A 16,699-nucleotide genomic window follows, 5' to 3' on the forward strand; every position below is an offset into this window, starting at 1 on the left:
ACGCTGCTGCTGTACGCCGGCAGCGACCGCTGCGTCGCGCCGGCCGGCAGCCGGGCGTTCGCCGCGGCGGCTCCGCAGGCGGTCGTCACGGCGCAGGCGTTCCCGGCGCTGTTCCACGAGATCTTCAACGAGCCCGAGCAGGCGGAGGTGTTCGCCGCGCTGCAGGCCGGGCTGCGACGATTCACTTCGGCAGGACCGTGATCGACTGCGCCGCCGCCGTGGCCAGCACCGTGGCCGGCGCCAGGTTGTCGACGAACTCCAGCCTGAGCTGGTAGCGCCCGGGCGGCGGCTTGATCCACGCCTCGGTCTGTCCACCGGGGAAGTCCAGCGTCTCGGGCTTGGCCCCGTCGCGCAGCGCACTCAGCCGGAAGTGGCCGGTGCCCTTCTCCTGCAGCGCGATGTGCGACACATTCAGCCGCGACGCATGGAAGCGCACCTGCAGCGGCTTGCCGGCCGACGCCTCGGCCACCGGCAGCATCAGCTCGACACCGGGCGCCCCCAGGCTGGCCGGGTCGAGGTCGGCATTCTTCTTCGTCACCGTGATGCGCAACGGCTTGCTGTAGACGAAGTTCGGGATGTGCTTGTCGTCGGCCAGCACCAGGCGCAGCGTGTAGTCGCCGGGCGCCAGCGTCAGCACCGTCTCCATCTGGCCCTTGCCGAAGTGCACATACTGGTCGTTGAAGGGCAGCGGCTTCGAGAAATCGAGCGGCAGCTCGCGGTTGATCAGCAGGTGGTGGTGCCCGGTGCGCGGCTGCGGCTTGGTGATCGGCGCCAGCCCCATGCCGCTGAGGCCGAACTTCAGCACGAACGGTGTCTCGATGCTCGCCCCGGAGCTCAGGTTGCTGAAGTAGGTCTCCTTGACTGCCAGGGGTGACGCGACCACCCAGGGATGCTGCGCCTCCTCGGCATGGCCGACCGCACCGCCCAGCAGCACAGCCGCCATCAGCCCTGCGGCCTGTGTGACGCATTGGTGCATCCCTGTCTCCTCGTGTGTTCTTGTGGATCGGATCAGCATAGCCTGAGGCGCTCGGTTCTACACTCGGCAATTCCCCACAAGGGATTCACTGCTCCAGGAGAACCGGCCATGAACGCTCGCGACCCCAACCTTCCGCTGCAGCCCGACGAAGCCACCGCGATCGCCGAGTTTGCCAACCGCACGTGGGACGAAGAGATCGTCCCGGCGCTGACCGACTACATCGCGATCCCGGCCAAAAGCCCGATGTTCGATGCCGACTGGCAGAAGAACGGGCACCTCGAGCGGGTGGTGCGCGACGCCGCCAGCTGGGTCGAGAGCAAGAAGGTGGCCGGGCTGAAGCTGGAAGTGGTCCGGATCGAAGGGCGCACGCCGGTGATCTTCTTCGAGGTGCCGGCGACCAAGGCCGGCAGCACCGACACCATCTGCCTGTACGGCCACCTCGACAAGCAACCCGAATTCAACGGCTGGCGCAGCGACCTGGGGCCCTGGACGCCGAAGTACGAGAACGGCCTGCTGTACGGCCGCGGCGCCGCCGACGACGGCTACGCGGTCTACGCGTCGCTGACGGCGATCATGGCGCTCGACCGGCAGGGCATCCCGCGCCCGCGCTGCGTCGGCATCATCGAGGCCTGCGAGGAGAGCGGCTCGTTCGACCTGCCGGCCTACCTCGACGTGCTGCGCGAGCGGCTGGGCAACGTGAGCCTGGTCGTCTGCCTCGACAGCGGTGCCGGCAACTACGACCAGCTGTGGCTGACGACCAGCCTGCGCGGCATGGTCAGCGGCGTGCTGAAGGTGGAGATCCTGACCGAGGGCATCCACTCCGGCGATTCCAGCGGGCTGGTGCCGTCGAGCTTCCGCATCCTGCGCCAGGTGCTGGACCGGCTCGAGGACAGCAAGACCGGCCGCCTGCTGCCGGAGAGCTTCCATTGCGAGATCCCCGGCGATCGCCTCGCGCAGGCGAAGGCGACGGCCGAGATCCTCGGCGACGAGGTCTGGAAGCGTTTTCCGTGGGCCTGCGGTGCCGACGGCGGCCCGACGCTGCCCACCACGACCGACCCGACCGAGGCGCTGCTGAACCGCACCTGGCGCCCGACGCTGAGCGTCACCGGTGCCGACGGCTTCCCCGAGCTGAAGAACGCCGGCAACGTGCTGCGTCCGTACACCGCGTTCAAGCTGAGCCTGCGGGTGCCGCCGCTGGTCGACGGCAACGAGGCCGCGATGCAGCTGAAGACGCTGCTGGAGGACAACGCGCCGTACAACGCCCGCGTGACCTTCGCGGCCGATGGCCGGGCCGGTGCGTACGGCGCGAGCGGCTGGAATGCGCCGAGCCTGGCGCCGTGGCTGGAGGATGCGCTGAACAGCGCGTCGCAGGCGCAGTTCGGCGCGCCCTGCGGCTACGTCGGCCAGGGCGGCACGATCCCGCTGATGAGCCTGCTGCAGAAGGGCTTCCCGAAGGCGCAGATGATGGTCTGCGGCGTGCTCGGCCCGAAGAGCAATGCGCACGGGCCGAACGAGTTCCTGCATGTGCCGTACGGGAAGAAGCTGACGGCGGCGGTGGCGCAGGTGATGGCGGCCTGCCCTTGAGGCAAGGCTCGAGGGCCGCGCACGTCATCGCCTGCAGCCTGCTTCTTGCCAACATCGCCCTGGCGCAGCCTCAGGGCGCAGACCCCCAGGCCCTCGATGCGCGACTGGCACCGATCGTGCCGCGCCTGGTCGCCTGGCGCCGCGACATCCACGCCCATCCCGAGCTCTCCGGCCAGGAGGTGCGCACCGCCGCGCTGGTGGCCGAGCACCTGCGCCGGCTGGGCCTGGAGGTGACGACCGGCGTCGGCGGACGCGGCGTGGTCGGCCTGCTGCGCGGCGGGCTGCCGGGGTCGCGCGTGGTCGCGCTGCGCGCCGACATGGACGCGCTGCCGGTGGCCGAGGCGACGAACCTGCCGTTCGCCTCGCAGCAGACCGGCCGCTACCAGGGCGTGCAGACGCCGGTGATGCACGCCTGCGGCCATGACGGCCACACCGCGATCCTGATGGGCGTGGCCGAGCTGCTGGCCGGGCTGCGTGCGCAGGTTCCCGGCCGCGTGAAGTTCATCTTCCAGCCGGCCGAGGAAGGCCTCGCCGACCTGCCGTCGACCGCTGCCGACAGCTGGGGCGCGCGCGCGATGGTCGAGGAAGGCGTGCTCGAGAACCCGAAGGTCGATGCGGTGTTCGGCCTGCACCTCTCTCCGAACCTGGCCTCGGGCACGCTCGGCGTGCGCGGCGGGCCGATGCTGGCCGGTGCCGATTCGCTGCGCATCACGGTGCGGGGCCGCGGCACGCATGGCGGCGCGCCGTGGGGCGGCATCGATCCGATCGTCGTCTCGGCGCAGATCATCACCGGGCTGCAGACCATCGTGAGCCGCCAGCTGAACATCAGCCATGAGCCGGCGGTGCTGAGCATCGCGTCGATCCACGGCGGCAACCGCGAGAACGTGCTGCCTGACAGCGTCGAGATGCGCGGCACGCTGCGCAGCTTCGACGAGGAGATGCGCGAAGAGGCGAAGCGGCGCATCGTGACGACCGCCGAATCGATCGCCGCGGCCAGCGGCGCGCAGGCGAGCGTCAGCTTCGGGCCGGCCACCTATGCCGTCACCGACAACCCGCGCGAGCTGCTCGCGCGGATGATGCCTTCGTTGCAGCGCGCGAGCGGCAACCGCGTGATGGAGCTGCCGAAGATCAGCGCGTCGGAAGATTTCTCGGAGTACCAGAAGCAGGTGCCGGGGCTGTTCTTCATCCTCGGCGCGACGCCGCCCGGCAAGACGCCGCAGAACGCGCCGCCGAACCATGCGCCGGACTTCGATTTCGACGAGGCGGCGTTGCCCCTGGGCGTGAAGGCGCTGGCGACGCTGGCGCTCGACTACCTGGTCAGCCCGTAGTCGTCAGCGGAGCATCGACGCGCCCAGCGCCTCGGCCACCTCGATCCCGTCGACGCCGGCCGACATGATCCCGCCGGCATAGCCCGCGCCCTCACCGGCCGGGTACAGGCCCTTCACGTTCAGGCTCTGCCAGTCCTTGCCGCGCGTGATGCGCAGCGGCGACGAGGTGCGCGTCTCGACGCCGGTGAGCACCGCATCGGGCATCGAGAAGCCCTTGATCTGCCGCTCGAACGCCGGCAGCGCCTCGCGGATCGCCTCGATGGCGTACGCCGGCAGGCTAGTGTGCAGGTCGCCGAGCAGCACGCCCGGCTTGTACGACGGCAGCACGCTGCCGAACTCGCGGGAACGCTGGCCCTTGACGAAATCGCCGACCAGCTGGCCGGGCGCCTCGTAGGTGCCGCCGCCGAGCTCGAAGGCGCGCGACTCGAGCCGGCGCTGGAACGCGATGCCGTCCAGCGGATTGACCGGCCCCGGCGCATCCGGATCCTGCGCATAGTCCTGCGGCGAGATGCCGACGACGATGCCGGCATTCGCGTTGCGCTCGTTGCGCGAGTACTGGCTCATGCCGTTCGTCACGACGCGGCCGACCTCCGAGGTGGCCGCCACCACCGTGCCGCCCGGGCACATGCAGAAGCTGTAGACCGAGCGGCCGTTGGCGGCGTGGTGCACCAGCTTGTAGTCGGCCGCGCCGAGGATCGGGTTGCCGGCGTTCGGGCCGAAGCGTGCGCGGTCGATGATCGACTGCGGATGCTCGATGCGGAAACCGACCGAGAACGGCTTGGCCTCCATGAAGACACCGCGCTCGTGCAGCATCGCGAAGGTGTCGCGCGCGCTGTGGCCGAGCGCCAGCACGACGTGGTCGGCGCGCAGCTGCTCGCCGGACGCGAGCGTCACGCCGCGGATGTGCCGGCCCTCGGGGCCCCCTTCGATGAGCACATCGGTCACGCGCTGCTCGAAGCGGATCTCGCCGCCCAGCGCTTCGATCTCGGCGCGCATCTTCTCGATCATGCTGACCAGCCGGAAGGTGCCGATGTGCGGCTTGCTGACGAACAGGATCTCTTCCGGCGCGCCGGCCTTGACGAACTCGGTCAGCACCTTGCGCGTCAGGTGGCGCGGGTCGCTGATCTGGCTCCACAGCTTGCCGTCGGAGAAGGTGCCGGCGCCGCCCTCGCCGAACTGCACGTTCGATTCGGGGTTCAGGACATTCTTGCGCCACAGGCCCCAGGTGTCCTGGGTGCGCTGGCGCACTTCCTTGCCGCGCTCCAGCACGATCGGCCGCAGCCCCATCTGCGCGAGGATCAGCGCGGCGAACAGCCCGCACGGCCCGAAGCCGACGACCAGCGGGCGCAGGCGACCCGAGCCCTCGAAATCGGCCGGCGCGTGGCCGACGAACTTGTACGAGGTGTCGGGCGACGGCTTGATGTGCGGATCGGTCGCGAAGCGCTGCAGCAGCGCGGCCTCGCCGGCCGGGTCGGCAAGCTCGCAGTCGACGGTGTAGATCAGCACGATGGCGGACTTCTTGCGCGCGTCGTAGCTGCGCTTGAAGACGGTGGCGGACTTCAGCGCGGCATCGGCCAGGCCCAGGCGCTGCAGCACGGCCGGGCGCAGCGCGCCTTCGGCATGGTCGAGCGGCAGCCGCAGTTCGGTGATTCGGAGCATGGGCGCTATTGTCCCGCGGGCTCGGGCTGCTGGGCCGAGCGCAGCTCGTCGAGCGGTGCGTCGTCGATCACGACCTCGTCGTCCTCGCCGCGGTCTGCAGGCAGGGGCTGGTCATGCGCCAGGAAGCCGCCCGACTGGTGCTTCCACAGCAGCGCGTACTGGCCGTCGAGCTGCAGCAGCTCGTCGTGCGTGCCCTGCTCGACGATGCGGCCCTGCTCCAGCACGATCAGCCGGTCCATGCGGGCGATCGTCGACAGCCGGTGCGCGATCGCGATCACCGTCTTGCCTTCCATCAGGTTCAGCAGCTGGTCCTGGATCGCGAGCTCGACCTCGCTGTCGAGTGCCGAGGTGGCTTCGTCGAGCACCAGGATCGGCGCGTCCTTCAGCACCACGCGGGCGATCGCGACGCGCTGGCGCTGGCCGCCGGAGAGCTTCACGCCGCGCTCGCCGACGTGCGCCTCGTAGCCGGTGCGGCCCTTCCAGTCCTGCAGCTCCTGGATGAAGCCGTGCGCCTGCGCCTTGCGCGCTGCCGCTTCGACCTGCCCGGCCGTCGCGTCCGGCCGGCCGTAGCCGATGTTGGCGGCGATCGAGCGGTGCAGCAGCGAGGTGTCCTGCGTCACCAGGCCGATCGCGCCGCGCAGGCTCTCCTGCGTGACGTCGGCGATGTCCTGCCCGTCGATGCGGATGCGGCCCTGCTCCACCTCGTGGAAGCGCAGCAGCAGGTTCACGAGCGTCGACTTGCCGGCGCCCGAGCGGCCGACCAGCCCGACGCGCTCGCCCGGCTTCACGACCAGGTCGAGCTCGTCGAGCACGCGCTTGCCGTCGCCGCGGCCGTAGGTGAAGGTCAGGTGCTCGAAGCGGATCTCGCCGCGCGTCACCTCGAGCGGGCGAGCCCCCGCCTTGTCGACCAGCGTGTGCGGCACCGCGATCGTCTCCATGCCCTCCTGCACCACGCCGACGTTCTCGAAGATGCCGGTCACTTCCCAGCTGACCCAGCCGGCGACGCTCGCGATCTGCCAGGCCAGCGGCAGCGCGGTGGCCACCATGCCGGCGGCGATGTGCCCGTTCGCCCACAGCAGCACGCCGATGGTCGCGGTGCTGACCAGGAACAGCGCGTTCATCGCCGACAGCGTCGCCATGAACTGCGTCGTGAGCTTCATGTGCGCGGCGATCGCGAGCGTGTGCTCGTCGACGCTCTCGCGCACGTAGGCGTCTTCGTCGCGCGCGCGGGCGAACAGCTTCACGGTCAGGATGTTGGTGTAGCTGTCGACCACGCGCCCCATCAGCGCCGAGCGCAACTCCGAGCTGGCGCGCGCCAGGTCGCGCATGCGCGGCACGAAATGCCGCAGGAAGAACACGTAGCTCGCGAACCACAGCACGGTCGGCACGGCGAGCCGCCAGTCGGCGCTGGCCATCAGCACCAGCGCGGTGACGCCGTAGATCACGATGTACCAGATCGCGCGGATCGAGCTGACCACGCTCTCGCGCACCGCGTTGCTGGTCTGCATCACGCGGTTGGCGATGCGGCCGGCGAAATCGTTCTGGAAGAAGGTCCAGCCCTGGCGCACCACGTGCCAGTGGCTCTGCCAGCGGATCAGGCTGGTGACGCCCGGCACCACCGCGATGTTGCGCACCATCGTGTCGGCCAGCAGCGCGAGCGGCCGGCCGAACAGCACCAGCGCGGCCATGCCGAGCAGCATCGGCGCGGCAGCGCTGAACGCGGCGGCGCGATCGGGCGCCTGCATCAGCGTGACCAGCCTGCCGATGAAGACCGGTACCAGCGTGTCGACCCCGGCCACCACCAGCCCGGTGGCGAACATCGCGACGTACAGCCAGCGCGTCTGGCGGATGAAGTGCCAGTAGAAGGCCAGCAGGCCGGGCGGCGGCTCGCCGCGGGGCGCGTCGGTCGGGTGGATGCGTTGCAGGAAGAAGGCTGACATGGCGGCGCCAATGGCAACGCGGCGCAGGCTTGTGGCGTGCGCCGCATCGGGGGTTGGGGGTCGCCCATTCTCGCGCGGAACGGATACCCCACCGCGCTACCCAACGACAGAGGCCGCCCGAAGGCGGCCTCTGCGGTGTCCCACAACCGTTGCGCGCTCTGCGCGTCAGCGATCAGTAGCCGGTCGACAGCGCGCCGTAGCTGGCGTCGCTCTTGTGAGCCTTGGCGGCTTCGATCGCCTCGGCACGCACTTCGGCGCGGGTGCGGCTCGTGCCGGCCACCACCGGGGTCGCGTAGCCGTAGCTTTCCGAGTTCGGGACCAGCGTGCCGTCGGCACGGGCGCGCGCCAGTTCGGCACGCACTTGCTCACGGCTCTTGCCGCTGTCGGCCGTCGCGGCGGCGGCCTTCGGCAGCGTGATCGACGCGTTGTTGTAGCCGTAGCTTTCCGAGTTCGGCAGCAGTTCGCCGGAAGCGCGGGCACGGGCCAGTTCGGCACGCACTTGCTCGCGGGTCAGGCCGGTGTCGGCAGCGAACGCGGTGACGGAGGCGCCAGCCAGTGCAAGGGCGACGGTGGCAAGGGCGGCGAAGTTCTTGGTGCTCATGATGAATTCCTTCAGAAGGTTGACGTTTCCAGGCAGGGCGGCTTCAGGGGTTTGTCAGAGCCGTCTTGTCCAGCCTCGGTGAGTCACTGTTGCGTTGGCCTCATCGATGGGGTGAACTGTAGACATTGCGCTTGAATCAATAAACAGCACGTGCTTCAATGCCCCATTGTCAAAAAAGAAACAATGAGGGCGAAGGAATGGATCGTCTGCATTCGATGCGGGTGTTTTCCCGGGTGATCGAGGAAGGAAGTTTCGCGTCGGCCGCACGCCGGCTGAACCTCTCGCCGGCCGTCGTCACGCGGCTCGTGGCCGACCTCGAAGAGCACCTCGGCGCCCGCCTGATCAACCGCACGACGCGCCGCCTCGCGCTCACCGACACCGGCGAGCTCTACCTCGAACGCGTGCAGCAGATCCTCACCGAAGTCGAAGAGGCCGAGGCGCTCGCGAGCGCCGCCACCTCCGAGCCGCGCGGCCACCTGCGCGTGCTGGCGCCGCCGGCCTTCGCGGTGCACCAGATCGCCAAGCACCTGCCGAAATTCCGCACGCTGTTCCCGAAGGTGACGATCGAGCTGTCGTGCCCCGGCCCGGTCGAGGCGGTCGACGAGAACTTCGACGTGAGCATCCTGTCGGTCGGCGACCGCCCGCTCGATGGCGACTTCGTCGCGCGGCGCCTCGCGCGCTCCGAGGTCATCACCTGCGCCTCGCCCGAGTACCTGAACCGCCGCGGCCGGCCGGTGCACCCGTCGGAGCTGGCCGGGCATGAGGCGATGGTGCCGACCTTCCTGCGGGAGCTGACCTTCCACGAGGGCGTGTGGGGCGATGACGAGCCGTCCGGCGAGTCGTACACGCTGACGCCGGGGCGGCCCGCGCTGGGCACGACGCACATCGACACGATGTACGCCGCCGCGCTCGCCGGCATGGGCATCGCCGGGCTGCCGTCGTTCGTCGTCGAGGACGCGCTGATGGAGCACGCGCTCGAACGCGTGCTGCCGCGCTGGCACCTGCTGACGACCACGATCTACGCCGCGATGCCGACGCGCAAGCACGTGCCGGCGCGCACGCGGGCGTTCATCGATTTCCTGCTGGAGACTTTCGGCGGCGGCGAGACCGACCCATGGCTCGCCGCCGCCGGCTGCCAGACGCGGTAGGCGCTGGCGCTCCCCGGATTCGCATCCGGGCTACCGGAACACGTCCTGGCGGGTCTCGCCGACCAGGCGCTCCAGCAGCCGCGCCAACGCGCCGAGCCCGTTGTAGCGGCTCGCGGTGCGGTGCGCATAGCGCCACACCAGCGGCAGGTTCTGCAGGTAGCCGTCCTTGCCGTCGCGGTGGTACAGCCGCGCGAAGATGCCCAGCACTTTCAGGTGGCGCTGCAGGCCCATCCACTCGAAATCGCGCCAGAACTCGCCGAAGTCGGCCTGCACCGGCAGGCCGGCCTTGCGCGCGCGCTCCCAGTAGCGCACCGCGAGGTCGATCTGCACGTCTTCCTGGAGCTCGATGTAGGCATCGCGCAGCAGGCTGGCCAGGTCGTAGGTGATCGGGCCCCAGACGGCGTCCTGGAAGTCGAGGATGCCGGGGTTGGTGGCCGCGCCGGCCGCCGGGCAGACCATCAGGTTGCGCGAGTGGTAGTCGCGGTGCACCAGCACCATCGGCTGGGCCAGGTTGTTCTGCACGATGCGCTCGACGCAATCGGCCCATTGGGCCTGCTCGTCGGCCGTCAGCACGTGGCCGGCGTGCTTCACGTACCAGTCGGGGAACAGCTGCATCTCGCGCATCAGCAGCGTGCGGTCGTAGGCCGGCAGCTGCGACGCCGCCTCGATGCCCTGCAGCCGCACCAGCGCCTGGCTCGCATCGGCATACAGCGCGTGCGCGCTGCGATCGTCGAGTTGCGACAGGTAGGTCTGGTCGCCCAGGTCGGACAGCAGCATGAAGCCGTCCTCGGCATGCCAGTCGAGCACCTCGGGCGCGTTCAGGCCGGCGGCGCGCAGCAGCGCGGCGACCTTCACGAACGGCCGGCAGTCCTCCTTCTCGGGCGGCGCATCCATCACGATGCGCGTGCCGGCCTCGGTGTCGACCCGCAGGTAGCGGCGGAAGCTCGCGTCGTTGCTGGCCGGCCGCGCCCCGCTCGCGTGGGTGCCCCGGCCCGCCAATTGCCGCAGCCAGCTTTCGAAGGCGACGCGGCGGCTGTCGTCGGGCCAGGCCAGCGGGGGCACAGTCGACCCGGAGGTCGTCGGATCAGGGGTCAGGGGCATGTGGGGATACTGCTCGTGGATAATCGATTCTACAAATCGCCCTGGGCGCGCCGCCTGTCGTCGTGCCGGTGCCGCGGCGCCGAGCCGTCCCTCCGCTCCTGATGTCCTCGCTCCCTTGCTGCCGCCGTTCCCACTCCGACTCTGCGTCTGCGCGATCCGCTTGAGCCTCGCGGCCTCGGCCGCGGGCTGGGCGTCGGTCGGGTGGGCGCAGGCGGTCGTGCCACCGGCTGCCGCGGCATCGGCGGCATCCGCGGCTTCGGCACCCGCACCGGCGTCCGCCGCCTCCGCACCGGACAACGCGATGGTGCTCGAGGCTGACGAGGTCCGCGCCCGCCCCGACCAGGACGTCATCGCCGAGGGCAATGCCCGCTTCCAGCGCGGCTCGATGCAGATCAGCGCCGACCGCATGACCTACGAGCAGTCGAACGACCTGGCCCATGCCACCGGCAAGGTGCGCGTGAGCCGCGACGGCAACGTCTACACCGGTCCCGAGCTGCAGCTGAAGGTCGAGCGCTTCGAAGGCTTCTTCCTGAAGCCGACCTACTTCTTCTCGCGCACCCAGGCCGGCGGCAGTGCCGAGCGGCTCGACTTCCTCGGCGAGCAGCTGACCGTCGCGACCGGCGCCACCTACACCAGCTGCCGCGTCGACGACCTCGACGGCAGCCCGCCGGCGTGGATCCTGTCGACCGACCGCGTGCGGCTCGATTTCGCGAACAACGAAGGCATCGCGCAGGGTGCGGTGCTGCGCTTCTACGGCGTGCCGATCCTCGCAGCGCCGGTGCTGAGCTTTCCGCTGAGCGACGACCGCAAGTCCGGCTGGCTGCCGCCGAGCATCGACATCGACAACAAGAGCGGCCTGCAGGTGGCCGTGCCGTACTACTGGAACATCGCGCCGAACCGCGATGCGACGCTGACGCCGGCCATCATCTCGAAGCGCGGTGCCGGGCTCGACACCGAGTTCCGCTACCTCGAGCCGGGCCACGAAGGCCGCGTCGACCTGAACCTGCTGCCCAACGACCGCCAGGCCGGCATCACCCGCAGCGCATTCAACCTGGAGCAGGAAGGCGTGCTGCTCGGCAACACGCGCTACCGGACCAACGTGATGCGCGTCAGCGACGACGACTACTGGAAAGACCTGCCGCGCGGCATCAACAGCCTGACGCCGCGGCTGCTGCTCGGCGACGCGCAGGTGGCGAGCGACTTCGGCCTCTGGACCACCTACGCGCGCGTCGAGCGCTGGCAGGTGCTGCAGGATGCCGACAGCCCGCTCGCGACCCCCTACGACCGGCTGCCGCAGCTCGGCGTGCGCACCTGGCAGCCGCTCGTCGGCGGCCTCGAGTTCAGCATGGAGGCCGAGGCCAACCGCTTCGTGAACCCGGACGGCCACCGCCTCGGCGTGGCGCCCGACGACACCGCGGCGAACCCGCGACCCGTCGGCTCGCGGCTGCACCTGCTGGGCTCGCTGGCGTGGCCGTTCGGCACGCCCGGCTGGACGCTGACGCCGAAGGTGCTGGTGAATGCCGCCAGCTACCGGCTCGACGCCCCGATGGCCGACGGCCGCGACCGCTTCCACCGCGTGATCCCGACCTTCAGCCTGGACAGTGCCTGGGTGCTGGAGCGCGACACGCAGCTGCTCGGCCGCCCGGCGCGCCAGACCATGGAGCCGCGGCTCTTCTACACGAAGACGCCGTACCGAGAGCAGAACGACCTGCCGAACTTCGATTCGGCCGAGAAGGACTTCAACTTCGATTCGATCTACACCGAGAACAGCTTTTCGGGCGTCGACCGGGTGTCGGATGCGCACCAGCTGACCGCCGGCGTCACCACCCGCATGCTCGACTCGGGCGACGGCTCCGAGCTGCTGCGCCTGGGCCTGGCCCAGCGCTACCTGTTCGAGGACCAGCGGATCACGCCCGACAAGCAGCCGATCTCGCAGAGCGTGTCGGACCTGCTGCTGACCGGCTCGTCCGGCCTGCTGAAGCACTGGCGCTTCGACGCGGCCGTGCAGTACAGCCCCGAGCAGCACCAGACGGTGCGCTCGATCCTGGGCGTGCGCTACGCGCCGGGGCCGTACCGCACGATCAACACCAACTACCGCTTCAACCGCAACGACAGCGTGACCGGCCTGCCGAGCGAACAGTTCGAGGTCGGCTGGCAGTGGCCGCTGTACGGCCGCCCCGGGCAGAGCAGCGACCGCGGCGGGCGCTGCACCGGCGCCTGGTACAGCGTCGGGCGCTTGAGCTACAACGTGTCCGAGCGGCGGCTCACCGATTCGGTGGTGGGTTTCGAGTACGACGCCGGCTGCTGGATCGGCCGCGTGATCGCGAAACGGCTGTCGACCAGCCAGCAGGAGGCGACCACGCAGCTCGGCTTCGAGCTCGAGCTGATCGGCCTGTCGCGCCTCGGGACCAACCCGCTGAAGGTCTTGAAGGACAATATCCCCGGTTACCGCATGCTGCGCGACGATCCCGCCGCGCCCGCTGCCAGCCCCACGACACCATGATTGCATTCCAACGCCTTGCTTCCCGCGCGCTGATGTCGCTGCTGTCCGCGACCGTCGCGACGGCGGCCGTGCAGGCCCAGACCGCAGCACCCGCCCCGCGCCCCTCCACGCGTACGCAGACCGCCGACTACATCGTCGCGATCGTCAACCAGGAGCTGGTCACCGCCGGCGAGGTGCAGCAGCGCATCGACCGCCTGCGCGAGGAAGCCCAGCGCAGCAAGGCCAAGCTGCCGCCGGACGACGAACTGCGGCGCCAGGTGGTCGATGCGCTGATCGACGAGCGCGTGCAGATCACGAACGCGCGCGATGTCGGGCAGCGCGTCGACGACATGGAGCTCGAGCGCGCGGTCGCCAACGTCGCGGCGCAGAACCAGTTGACGCCGGCCCAGCTGCGCGAGCGGCTCAAGAAGGAAGGCATCGACTACGCGCGCTTTCGCAACAACGTGCGCGACCAGCTGCTGGTCGAGCGGGTGCGCGAGCGCGAGGTGCAGGCCCGCATCACGATCACCGACGCCGAGATCGACGGCGTGCTCGACAAGCAGCGCGCCGCGGCCGGCAGCGCGACCGAATACAACATCGCGCAGATCCTGGTCACCGTGCCCGAGGGGGCGAGCGAGAGCCTGGTCGCCGAGCGCCGCACCAAGGCCGAAGCTGCGCTGAACCGGGTGCGCAGCAGCGCCCCGTTCGACGTGGTCGCGAAGGAAGTCTCCGAGGACGGCAACAAGGCGCGCGGCGGCGAGATCGGCATGCGCCCGGCCGACCGGCTGCCCGACATCTTCGTCGAGGCGGTGCGCGGCCTGAAGCCGGGCGAGATCGCGCCGACGCTGCTGCGCTCCGGCGCCGGCTTCCACGTGATGAAGCTGATTGACAAGCGCGAGGGCGGCGCGTTCTCGGTGACGCAGACGCGCGCTCGCCACATCCTGCTGCGGCCGTCGGCGCAGCTCTCGCAGGAGGCCGCGGTGCGGCGCCTGCAGGAAWTGAAGCGGCAGATCCAGAGCGGCTCGCGCAACTTCGACCAGCTGGCGCGCGACAACTCCGAAGACGGCAGCGCGGCGCAGGGCGGCGACCTCGGTTGGGTGTCGCCGGGCGGCTTCGTGCCCGAGTTCGAGGAGGCGATGAACGCGCTGCCGATCAACGGGCTGTCGGATCCGGTGGTATCGCGCTTCGGCGTGCACCTGATCCAGGTGGTCGAGCGCCGCAAGATGACGCTCGACCTGCGGCAGCAGCGCGAGCAGGCCCGCAACATCCTGCGCGAGCAGAAGTTCGAAGAGGCCTACAACGACTGGGCGCGCGACCTGCGGGCACGGGCCTACATCGAGATGCGCGAGGCGCCGCAGTAAGCGGCAAGCCTGTGCGTCATCTTCCTCGCAAGCGGTTCGGGCAGCATTTCCTGACCGATGACTCGGTCATCGGCGCGATCGTCGATGCGATCAACCCGCGCCCGGGCGAGGCGGTCGTCGAGATCGGGCCCGGACTGGGTGCCATGACCGACCCGCTGGTCGAGCGCAGCGAACGCCTGACCGTGATCGAACTCGATCGCGACCTGGCGGCGCGGCTGCGCAAGCGGCCCGAGCTGAACGTCGTCGAATCGGACGTGTTGAAGGTCGACTTCCCGGCACTCGCAGAACAGGCCGGCCAGAAGCTGCGCGTCGTCGGCAACCTGCCGTACAACATCTCGACGCCGATCCTCTTCCACCTGCTCGACGCCGTCGACCACGTCCAAGACCAGCACTTCATGCTGCAGAAGGAGGTGGTGGATCGCATGGCCGCCGCCCCCGGCAACAAGGACTACGGCCGGCTCACCGTGATGCTGCAGTGGCGCTACGACATCGAGTCGGTGCTCGACGTGCCGCCCGAGGCGTTCGACCCGCCGCCGCGGGTGGATTCGGCGGTGGTGCGCATGCAGCCGCTGCCCGACGCCGCCGGCGTGCCGCAGGCCTTGCTGGGCGAACTGGTGACGGTGGCGTTCTCGCAGCGCCGCAAGCTGCTGCGCCACACGCTGGGCCGCTGGCTCGACGAGCGCGGTTTCTCAGGTGCCTTCGACGTGCAACGCCGCGCCGAGGAAGTGCCGGTGGCGGACTACCTGGCGCTGGTGCAGGCGGTTCAGAAGCGGTAGCGCAGCGACAGTGTCGCCATGTCGGCACCGCGATCGGATTCGAAGAAGTGAAACGATTCGAAGGATTCGACCTCCAGCAGGGCCGACAACCGGGGTTGCAGATACCACTCAATGCCGCCGCCGATCGTGAGCTCGGTGCCTTCCTTGTCCTCGGTGCGAACGATGAACGTGTCGCTGCGGGGCGTGCGCCGGTGGTAGGCCCCGAGGCGGCCGAGCAGCGCGATGTGGTCGCCCAGGTGCAATGCGCCGACCACCGCGATGGCGGGGTCGGTGTGCCAGCCGGAGCCCAGCGACACGGCGCCCGCCTCCAGCCGTATCGAGCGCCGGAACTGATAGCCCAGCATCAGCTTGCCCCCGTGACCGGTCAGCGTGTCATGCTGGTTGTCCTGCCCGCCTGGCGCCTGGTAGTGACTGAGGCCGGCTCCGCCGGACACGTACCACCCGGATTGTGGCCCGGCGGCCGACGGCGCCTCGGCGGCTCCGGTGTTCTCCTGCGCGGCCGCAGCCGCGACCAACCCCGATGCCAACGCTGCTGCGAGCCACGCTCGCGCGCCAAGACCGAATGCCATGGTTCCTCCCTGCCGCTGTGGGCGCTGTTGTGTGCGGCGCATTGTGCCCGCGCATCGCGCCCAAGAAAAAGCCCGCCGAAGCGGGCTTGACAGGGGATCGATCGATCAGGCCGCGTTCAGCCACATCGAGGTGTCGAAGGCGCTGCTCATCATCGGCATGTTCATCCCGAAGTTCGCGTTGGCTGCGCTCTTGGCCGCCGGCTTGGCGGGCTTGTTCTCTGCAATCTGGGCCGTTTCCGTCGCCCGCTCCCATGACCCTTGTTCCTGGGAGCGGGCTACTGAAAAGAATAGAAGCACCTGAACGGTATTTTTCGCTCCGCCCAGAAATCGGCCGCGTCGCGGAAGACATCGAGCAACTGCTCGCGGGCCTCGCGGTCGAAGCGCGGGTTGTCGGGCAGCTGCTCCAGCACTACGACGAAGCCGGGTTGCGCGCCCGACTTGTGCACCAGGTCGGTCATGCAGTCGTACAGCGCATCCAGGTTCTTGCCGAAATGCGACGGGAACAGGAAGGATTCGGCGATGCTGTCCAGCACGTCCTGCTTGGACTGGGCGTTCGTCAGGTTGGCGTAGAGGAAGTGCTGGCCCACGCTTTGCGCGGCCTCCTGCAAATCCTCGACACGGTAGGCGCGTATCGACTGGACGATGTTTGGACGGACGGTCTGCAAGAGCATGGTCTCGTTCCTCCTTGGTTCAAAAGAATCCATCAACTGATGCTCACTTCACGATGCGGCGAAAACTCGCGTAGTGGTCGTCGGTGTAGTAACAGGCCTGCGGCGTCGTGACCTGGTAGCCACCGCAGACGATGCGCTTTGCCGCGCGGTTCCTGGCCCCCGGGGTTGTCACGGTGTACTCGCGGTAGTAGCCGCGGCGCTGTGACGGTAGCTGGCGTTCGCGGTTACCGAACACGCTGCCATCCTTGGGATACGGAAACGGGCCTCCCGTTCGAATCAGCCGCTCTGTCGCCTGGGCCTCGGCCGGCAGTGCCGCCAGGGCCACCGTCGCCATCTCGGTCACTGGCGCTGGTGCTTCCTTGGCAACCACCGGAGTTGCAGCCATGGAAACCAGGCTCGCTGCCATGACAGCCGCAGCGATCGCCTGCTGGCCCCGGTGGTAACACCTGCGGGCTCGGCCATCGAATTGACTTGCACAACTCAGCAATGAACCGGCCAGCAAA

16 protein-coding genes are annotated in these 16,699 nt (G+C 69.4%); 8 read left to right on the forward strand and 8 right to left on the reverse strand.

All coding sequences use genetic code 11. The features are described 5' to 3' along the window. On the forward strand, positions 1-201 hold a 201-nt coding region (locus tag AC1D1T_RS08970), incomplete at its 5' end, for a serine aminopeptidase domain-containing protein (RefSeq protein ID WP_477991788.1). Here the strand turns inward: AC1D1T_RS08970 and AC1D1T_RS08975 are convergent. Continuing rightward, a complete protein-coding gene (locus AC1D1T_RS08975) occupies positions 182-976 on the reverse strand; it encodes a DUF4399 domain-containing protein (protein ID WP_052211317.1) in 795 nt (264 codons plus the stop codon). The genes AC1D1T_RS08970 and AC1D1T_RS08975 overlap by 20 nt on opposite strands. Positions 977-1,084: 108 nt before the next feature. On the opposite strand from AC1D1T_RS08975, the gene AC1D1T_RS08980 reads away from it, so the two are divergent. Next, the gene (locus tag AC1D1T_RS08980; RefSeq protein WP_465111366.1) at positions 1,085-2,560 is read left to right on the forward strand and encodes a M20 family metallopeptidase; all 1,476 of its coding nucleotides are present in this window, start codon (positions 1,085-1,087) and stop codon (positions 2,558-2,560) included. Continuing rightward, positions 2,551-3,888: an amidohydrolase gene (locus tag AC1D1T_RS08985; protein WP_477826006.1), complete on the forward strand. Its 1,338-nt coding sequence runs from the start codon at positions 2,551-2,553 to the stop codon at positions 3,886-3,888. The genes AC1D1T_RS08980 and AC1D1T_RS08985 overlap by 10 nt, the downstream gene beginning before the upstream one ends. Before the next feature lie 3 nt (positions 3,889-3,891). Here AC1D1T_RS08985 and AC1D1T_RS08990 read toward each other — a convergent pair whose 3' ends face one another. The 3 genes from AC1D1T_RS08990 to AC1D1T_RS09000 all read right to left on the reverse strand — a co-directional run bounded on the left by AC1D1T_RS08990 (position 3,892) and on the right by AC1D1T_RS09000 (position 8,088). Further along, positions 3,892-5,547 carry an NAD(P)/FAD-dependent oxidoreductase gene (locus tag AC1D1T_RS08990; RefSeq protein ID WP_477826002.1) on the reverse strand — a complete coding sequence of 552 codons (1,656 nt, stop codon included), beginning with the start codon at positions 5,545-5,547 and terminating at the stop codon, positions 3,892-3,894. A gap of 5 nt (positions 5,548-5,552) precedes the next feature. Continuing rightward, entirely contained in the window at positions 5,553-7,487 is a 1,935-nt protein-coding gene (locus tag AC1D1T_RS08995) for an ABC transporter ATP-binding protein (RefSeq protein WP_465111364.1), read from the reverse strand. A gap of 172 nt (positions 7,488-7,659) precedes the next feature. Next, entirely contained in the window at positions 7,660-8,088 is a 429-nt protein-coding gene (locus AC1D1T_RS09000) for a DUF4148 domain-containing protein (RefSeq protein ID WP_477826004.1), read from the reverse strand. A 197-nt stretch (positions 8,089-8,285) separates the two neighbouring features. On the opposite strand from AC1D1T_RS09000, the gene AC1D1T_RS09005 reads away from it, so the two are divergent. Beyond that, positions 8,286-9,236, forward strand: a complete 951-nt coding sequence (locus AC1D1T_RS09005) for a LysR family transcriptional regulator (RefSeq protein WP_047501414.1) — start codon at positions 8,286-8,288, stop codon at positions 9,234-9,236. Positions 9,237-9,266: 30 nt separating this feature from the next. On the opposite strand, the gene AC1D1T_RS09010 is transcribed toward AC1D1T_RS09005, so the two are convergent. After that, on the reverse strand, positions 9,267-10,337 hold the full coding sequence (locus AC1D1T_RS09010) for an aminoglycoside phosphotransferase family protein (protein WP_477826513.1): 1,071 nt from the start codon (positions 10,335-10,337) through the stop codon (positions 9,267-9,269). A 160-nt stretch (positions 10,338-10,497) separates the two neighbouring features. Between AC1D1T_RS09010 and AC1D1T_RS09015 the strand changes: the two genes are divergently transcribed. From AC1D1T_RS09015 to rsmA, 3 genes are read left to right on the forward strand one after another with little or no spacing between them, the layout of a single operon-like run. Continuing rightward, a complete protein-coding gene (locus AC1D1T_RS09015) occupies positions 10,498-12,840 on the forward strand; it encodes an LPS-assembly protein LptD (RefSeq protein ID WP_477826512.1) in 2,343 nt (780 codons plus the stop codon). Next, positions 12,837-14,180, forward strand: a complete 1,344-nt coding sequence (locus AC1D1T_RS09020; RefSeq protein ID WP_477991789.1) for a peptidylprolyl isomerase — start codon at positions 12,837-12,839, stop codon at positions 14,178-14,180. Before AC1D1T_RS09015 ends, AC1D1T_RS09020 begins: the two co-directional genes overlap by 4 nt. Positions 14,181-14,191: 11 nt before the next feature. Further along, positions 14,192-14,956: a 16S rRNA (adenine(1518)-N(6)/adenine(1519)-N(6))-dimethyltransferase RsmA gene (gene rsmA, locus AC1D1T_RS09025; protein WP_465111358.1), complete on the forward strand. Its 765-nt coding sequence runs from the start codon at positions 14,192-14,194 to the stop codon at positions 14,954-14,956. Here rsmA and AC1D1T_RS09030 read toward each other — a convergent pair. Continuing rightward, the gene (locus AC1D1T_RS09030; protein WP_465111357.1) at positions 14,944-15,525 is read right to left on the reverse strand and encodes an outer membrane beta-barrel protein; all 582 of its coding nucleotides are present in this window, start codon (positions 15,523-15,525) and stop codon (positions 14,944-14,946) included. The genes rsmA and AC1D1T_RS09030 overlap by 13 nt on opposite strands. Before the next feature lie 31 nt (positions 15,526-15,556). Here AC1D1T_RS09030 and AC1D1T_RS09035 point away from each other — a divergent pair, with 31 nt between their 5' ends. Further along, a complete protein-coding gene (locus AC1D1T_RS09035; RefSeq protein WP_465111356.1) occupies positions 15,557-15,826 on the forward strand; it encodes a hypothetical protein in 270 nt (89 codons plus the stop codon). On the opposite strand, the gene AC1D1T_RS09040 is transcribed toward AC1D1T_RS09035, so the two are convergent. Further along, positions 15,801-16,196, reverse strand: a complete 396-nt coding sequence (locus AC1D1T_RS09040; RefSeq protein WP_047501403.1) for a barstar family protein — start codon at positions 16,194-16,196, stop codon at positions 15,801-15,803. The genes AC1D1T_RS09035 and AC1D1T_RS09040 overlap by 26 nt on opposite strands. A 43-nt stretch (positions 16,197-16,239) precedes the next feature. After that, positions 16,240-16,581: a guanyl-specific ribonuclease gene (locus AC1D1T_RS09045; protein ID WP_477827694.1), complete on the reverse strand. Its 342-nt coding sequence runs from the start codon at positions 16,579-16,581 to the stop codon at positions 16,240-16,242. Between the last annotated feature and the right edge of the window lie 118 nt (positions 16,582-16,699).

This window comes from Rhizobacter sp. P2_H3, assembly GCF_056403355.1.

What these genes read in the sequence shown, in the direction of transcription:
- AC1D1T_RS08975 (WP_052211317.1), bottom strand. Translation starts at nt 976, where the DNA reads ATGCACCAATGCGTCACACAGGCCGCAGGGCTGATGGCGGCTGTGCTG.
- AC1D1T_RS08980 (WP_465111366.1), top strand. Translation starts at nt 1,085, where the DNA reads ATGAACGCTCGCGACCCCAACCTTCCGCTGCAGCCCGACGAAGCCACC.
- AC1D1T_RS08990 (WP_477826002.1), bottom strand. Translation starts at nt 5,547, where the DNA reads ATGCTCCGAATCACCGAACTGCGGCTGCCGCTCGACCATGCCGAAGGC.
- AC1D1T_RS08995 (WP_465111364.1), bottom strand. Translation starts at nt 7,487, where the DNA reads ATGTCAGCCTTCTTCCTGCAACGCATCCACCCGACCGACGCGCCCCGC.
- AC1D1T_RS09000 (WP_477826004.1), bottom strand. Translation starts at nt 8,088, where the DNA reads ATGAGCACCAAGAACTTCGCCGCCCTTGCCACCGTCGCCCTTGCACTG.
- AC1D1T_RS09005 (WP_047501414.1), top strand. Translation starts at nt 8,286, where the DNA reads ATGGATCGTCTGCATTCGATGCGGGTGTTTTCCCGGGTGATCGAGGAA.
- AC1D1T_RS09010 (WP_477826513.1), bottom strand. Translation starts at nt 10,337, where the DNA reads ATGCCCCTGACCCCTGATCCGACGACCTCCGGGTCGACTGTGCCCCCG.
- AC1D1T_RS09030 (WP_465111357.1), bottom strand. Translation starts at nt 15,525, where the DNA reads ATGGCATTCGGTCTTGGCGCGCGAGCGTGGCTCGCAGCAGCGTTGGCA.
- AC1D1T_RS09040 (WP_047501403.1), bottom strand. Translation starts at nt 16,196, where the DNA reads ATGCTCTTGCAGACCGTCCGTCCAAACATCGTCCAGTCGATACGCGCC.
- AC1D1T_RS09045 (WP_477827694.1), bottom strand. Translation starts at nt 16,581, where the DNA reads ATGGCTGCAACTCCGGTGGTTGCCAAGGAAGCACCAGCGCCAGTGACC.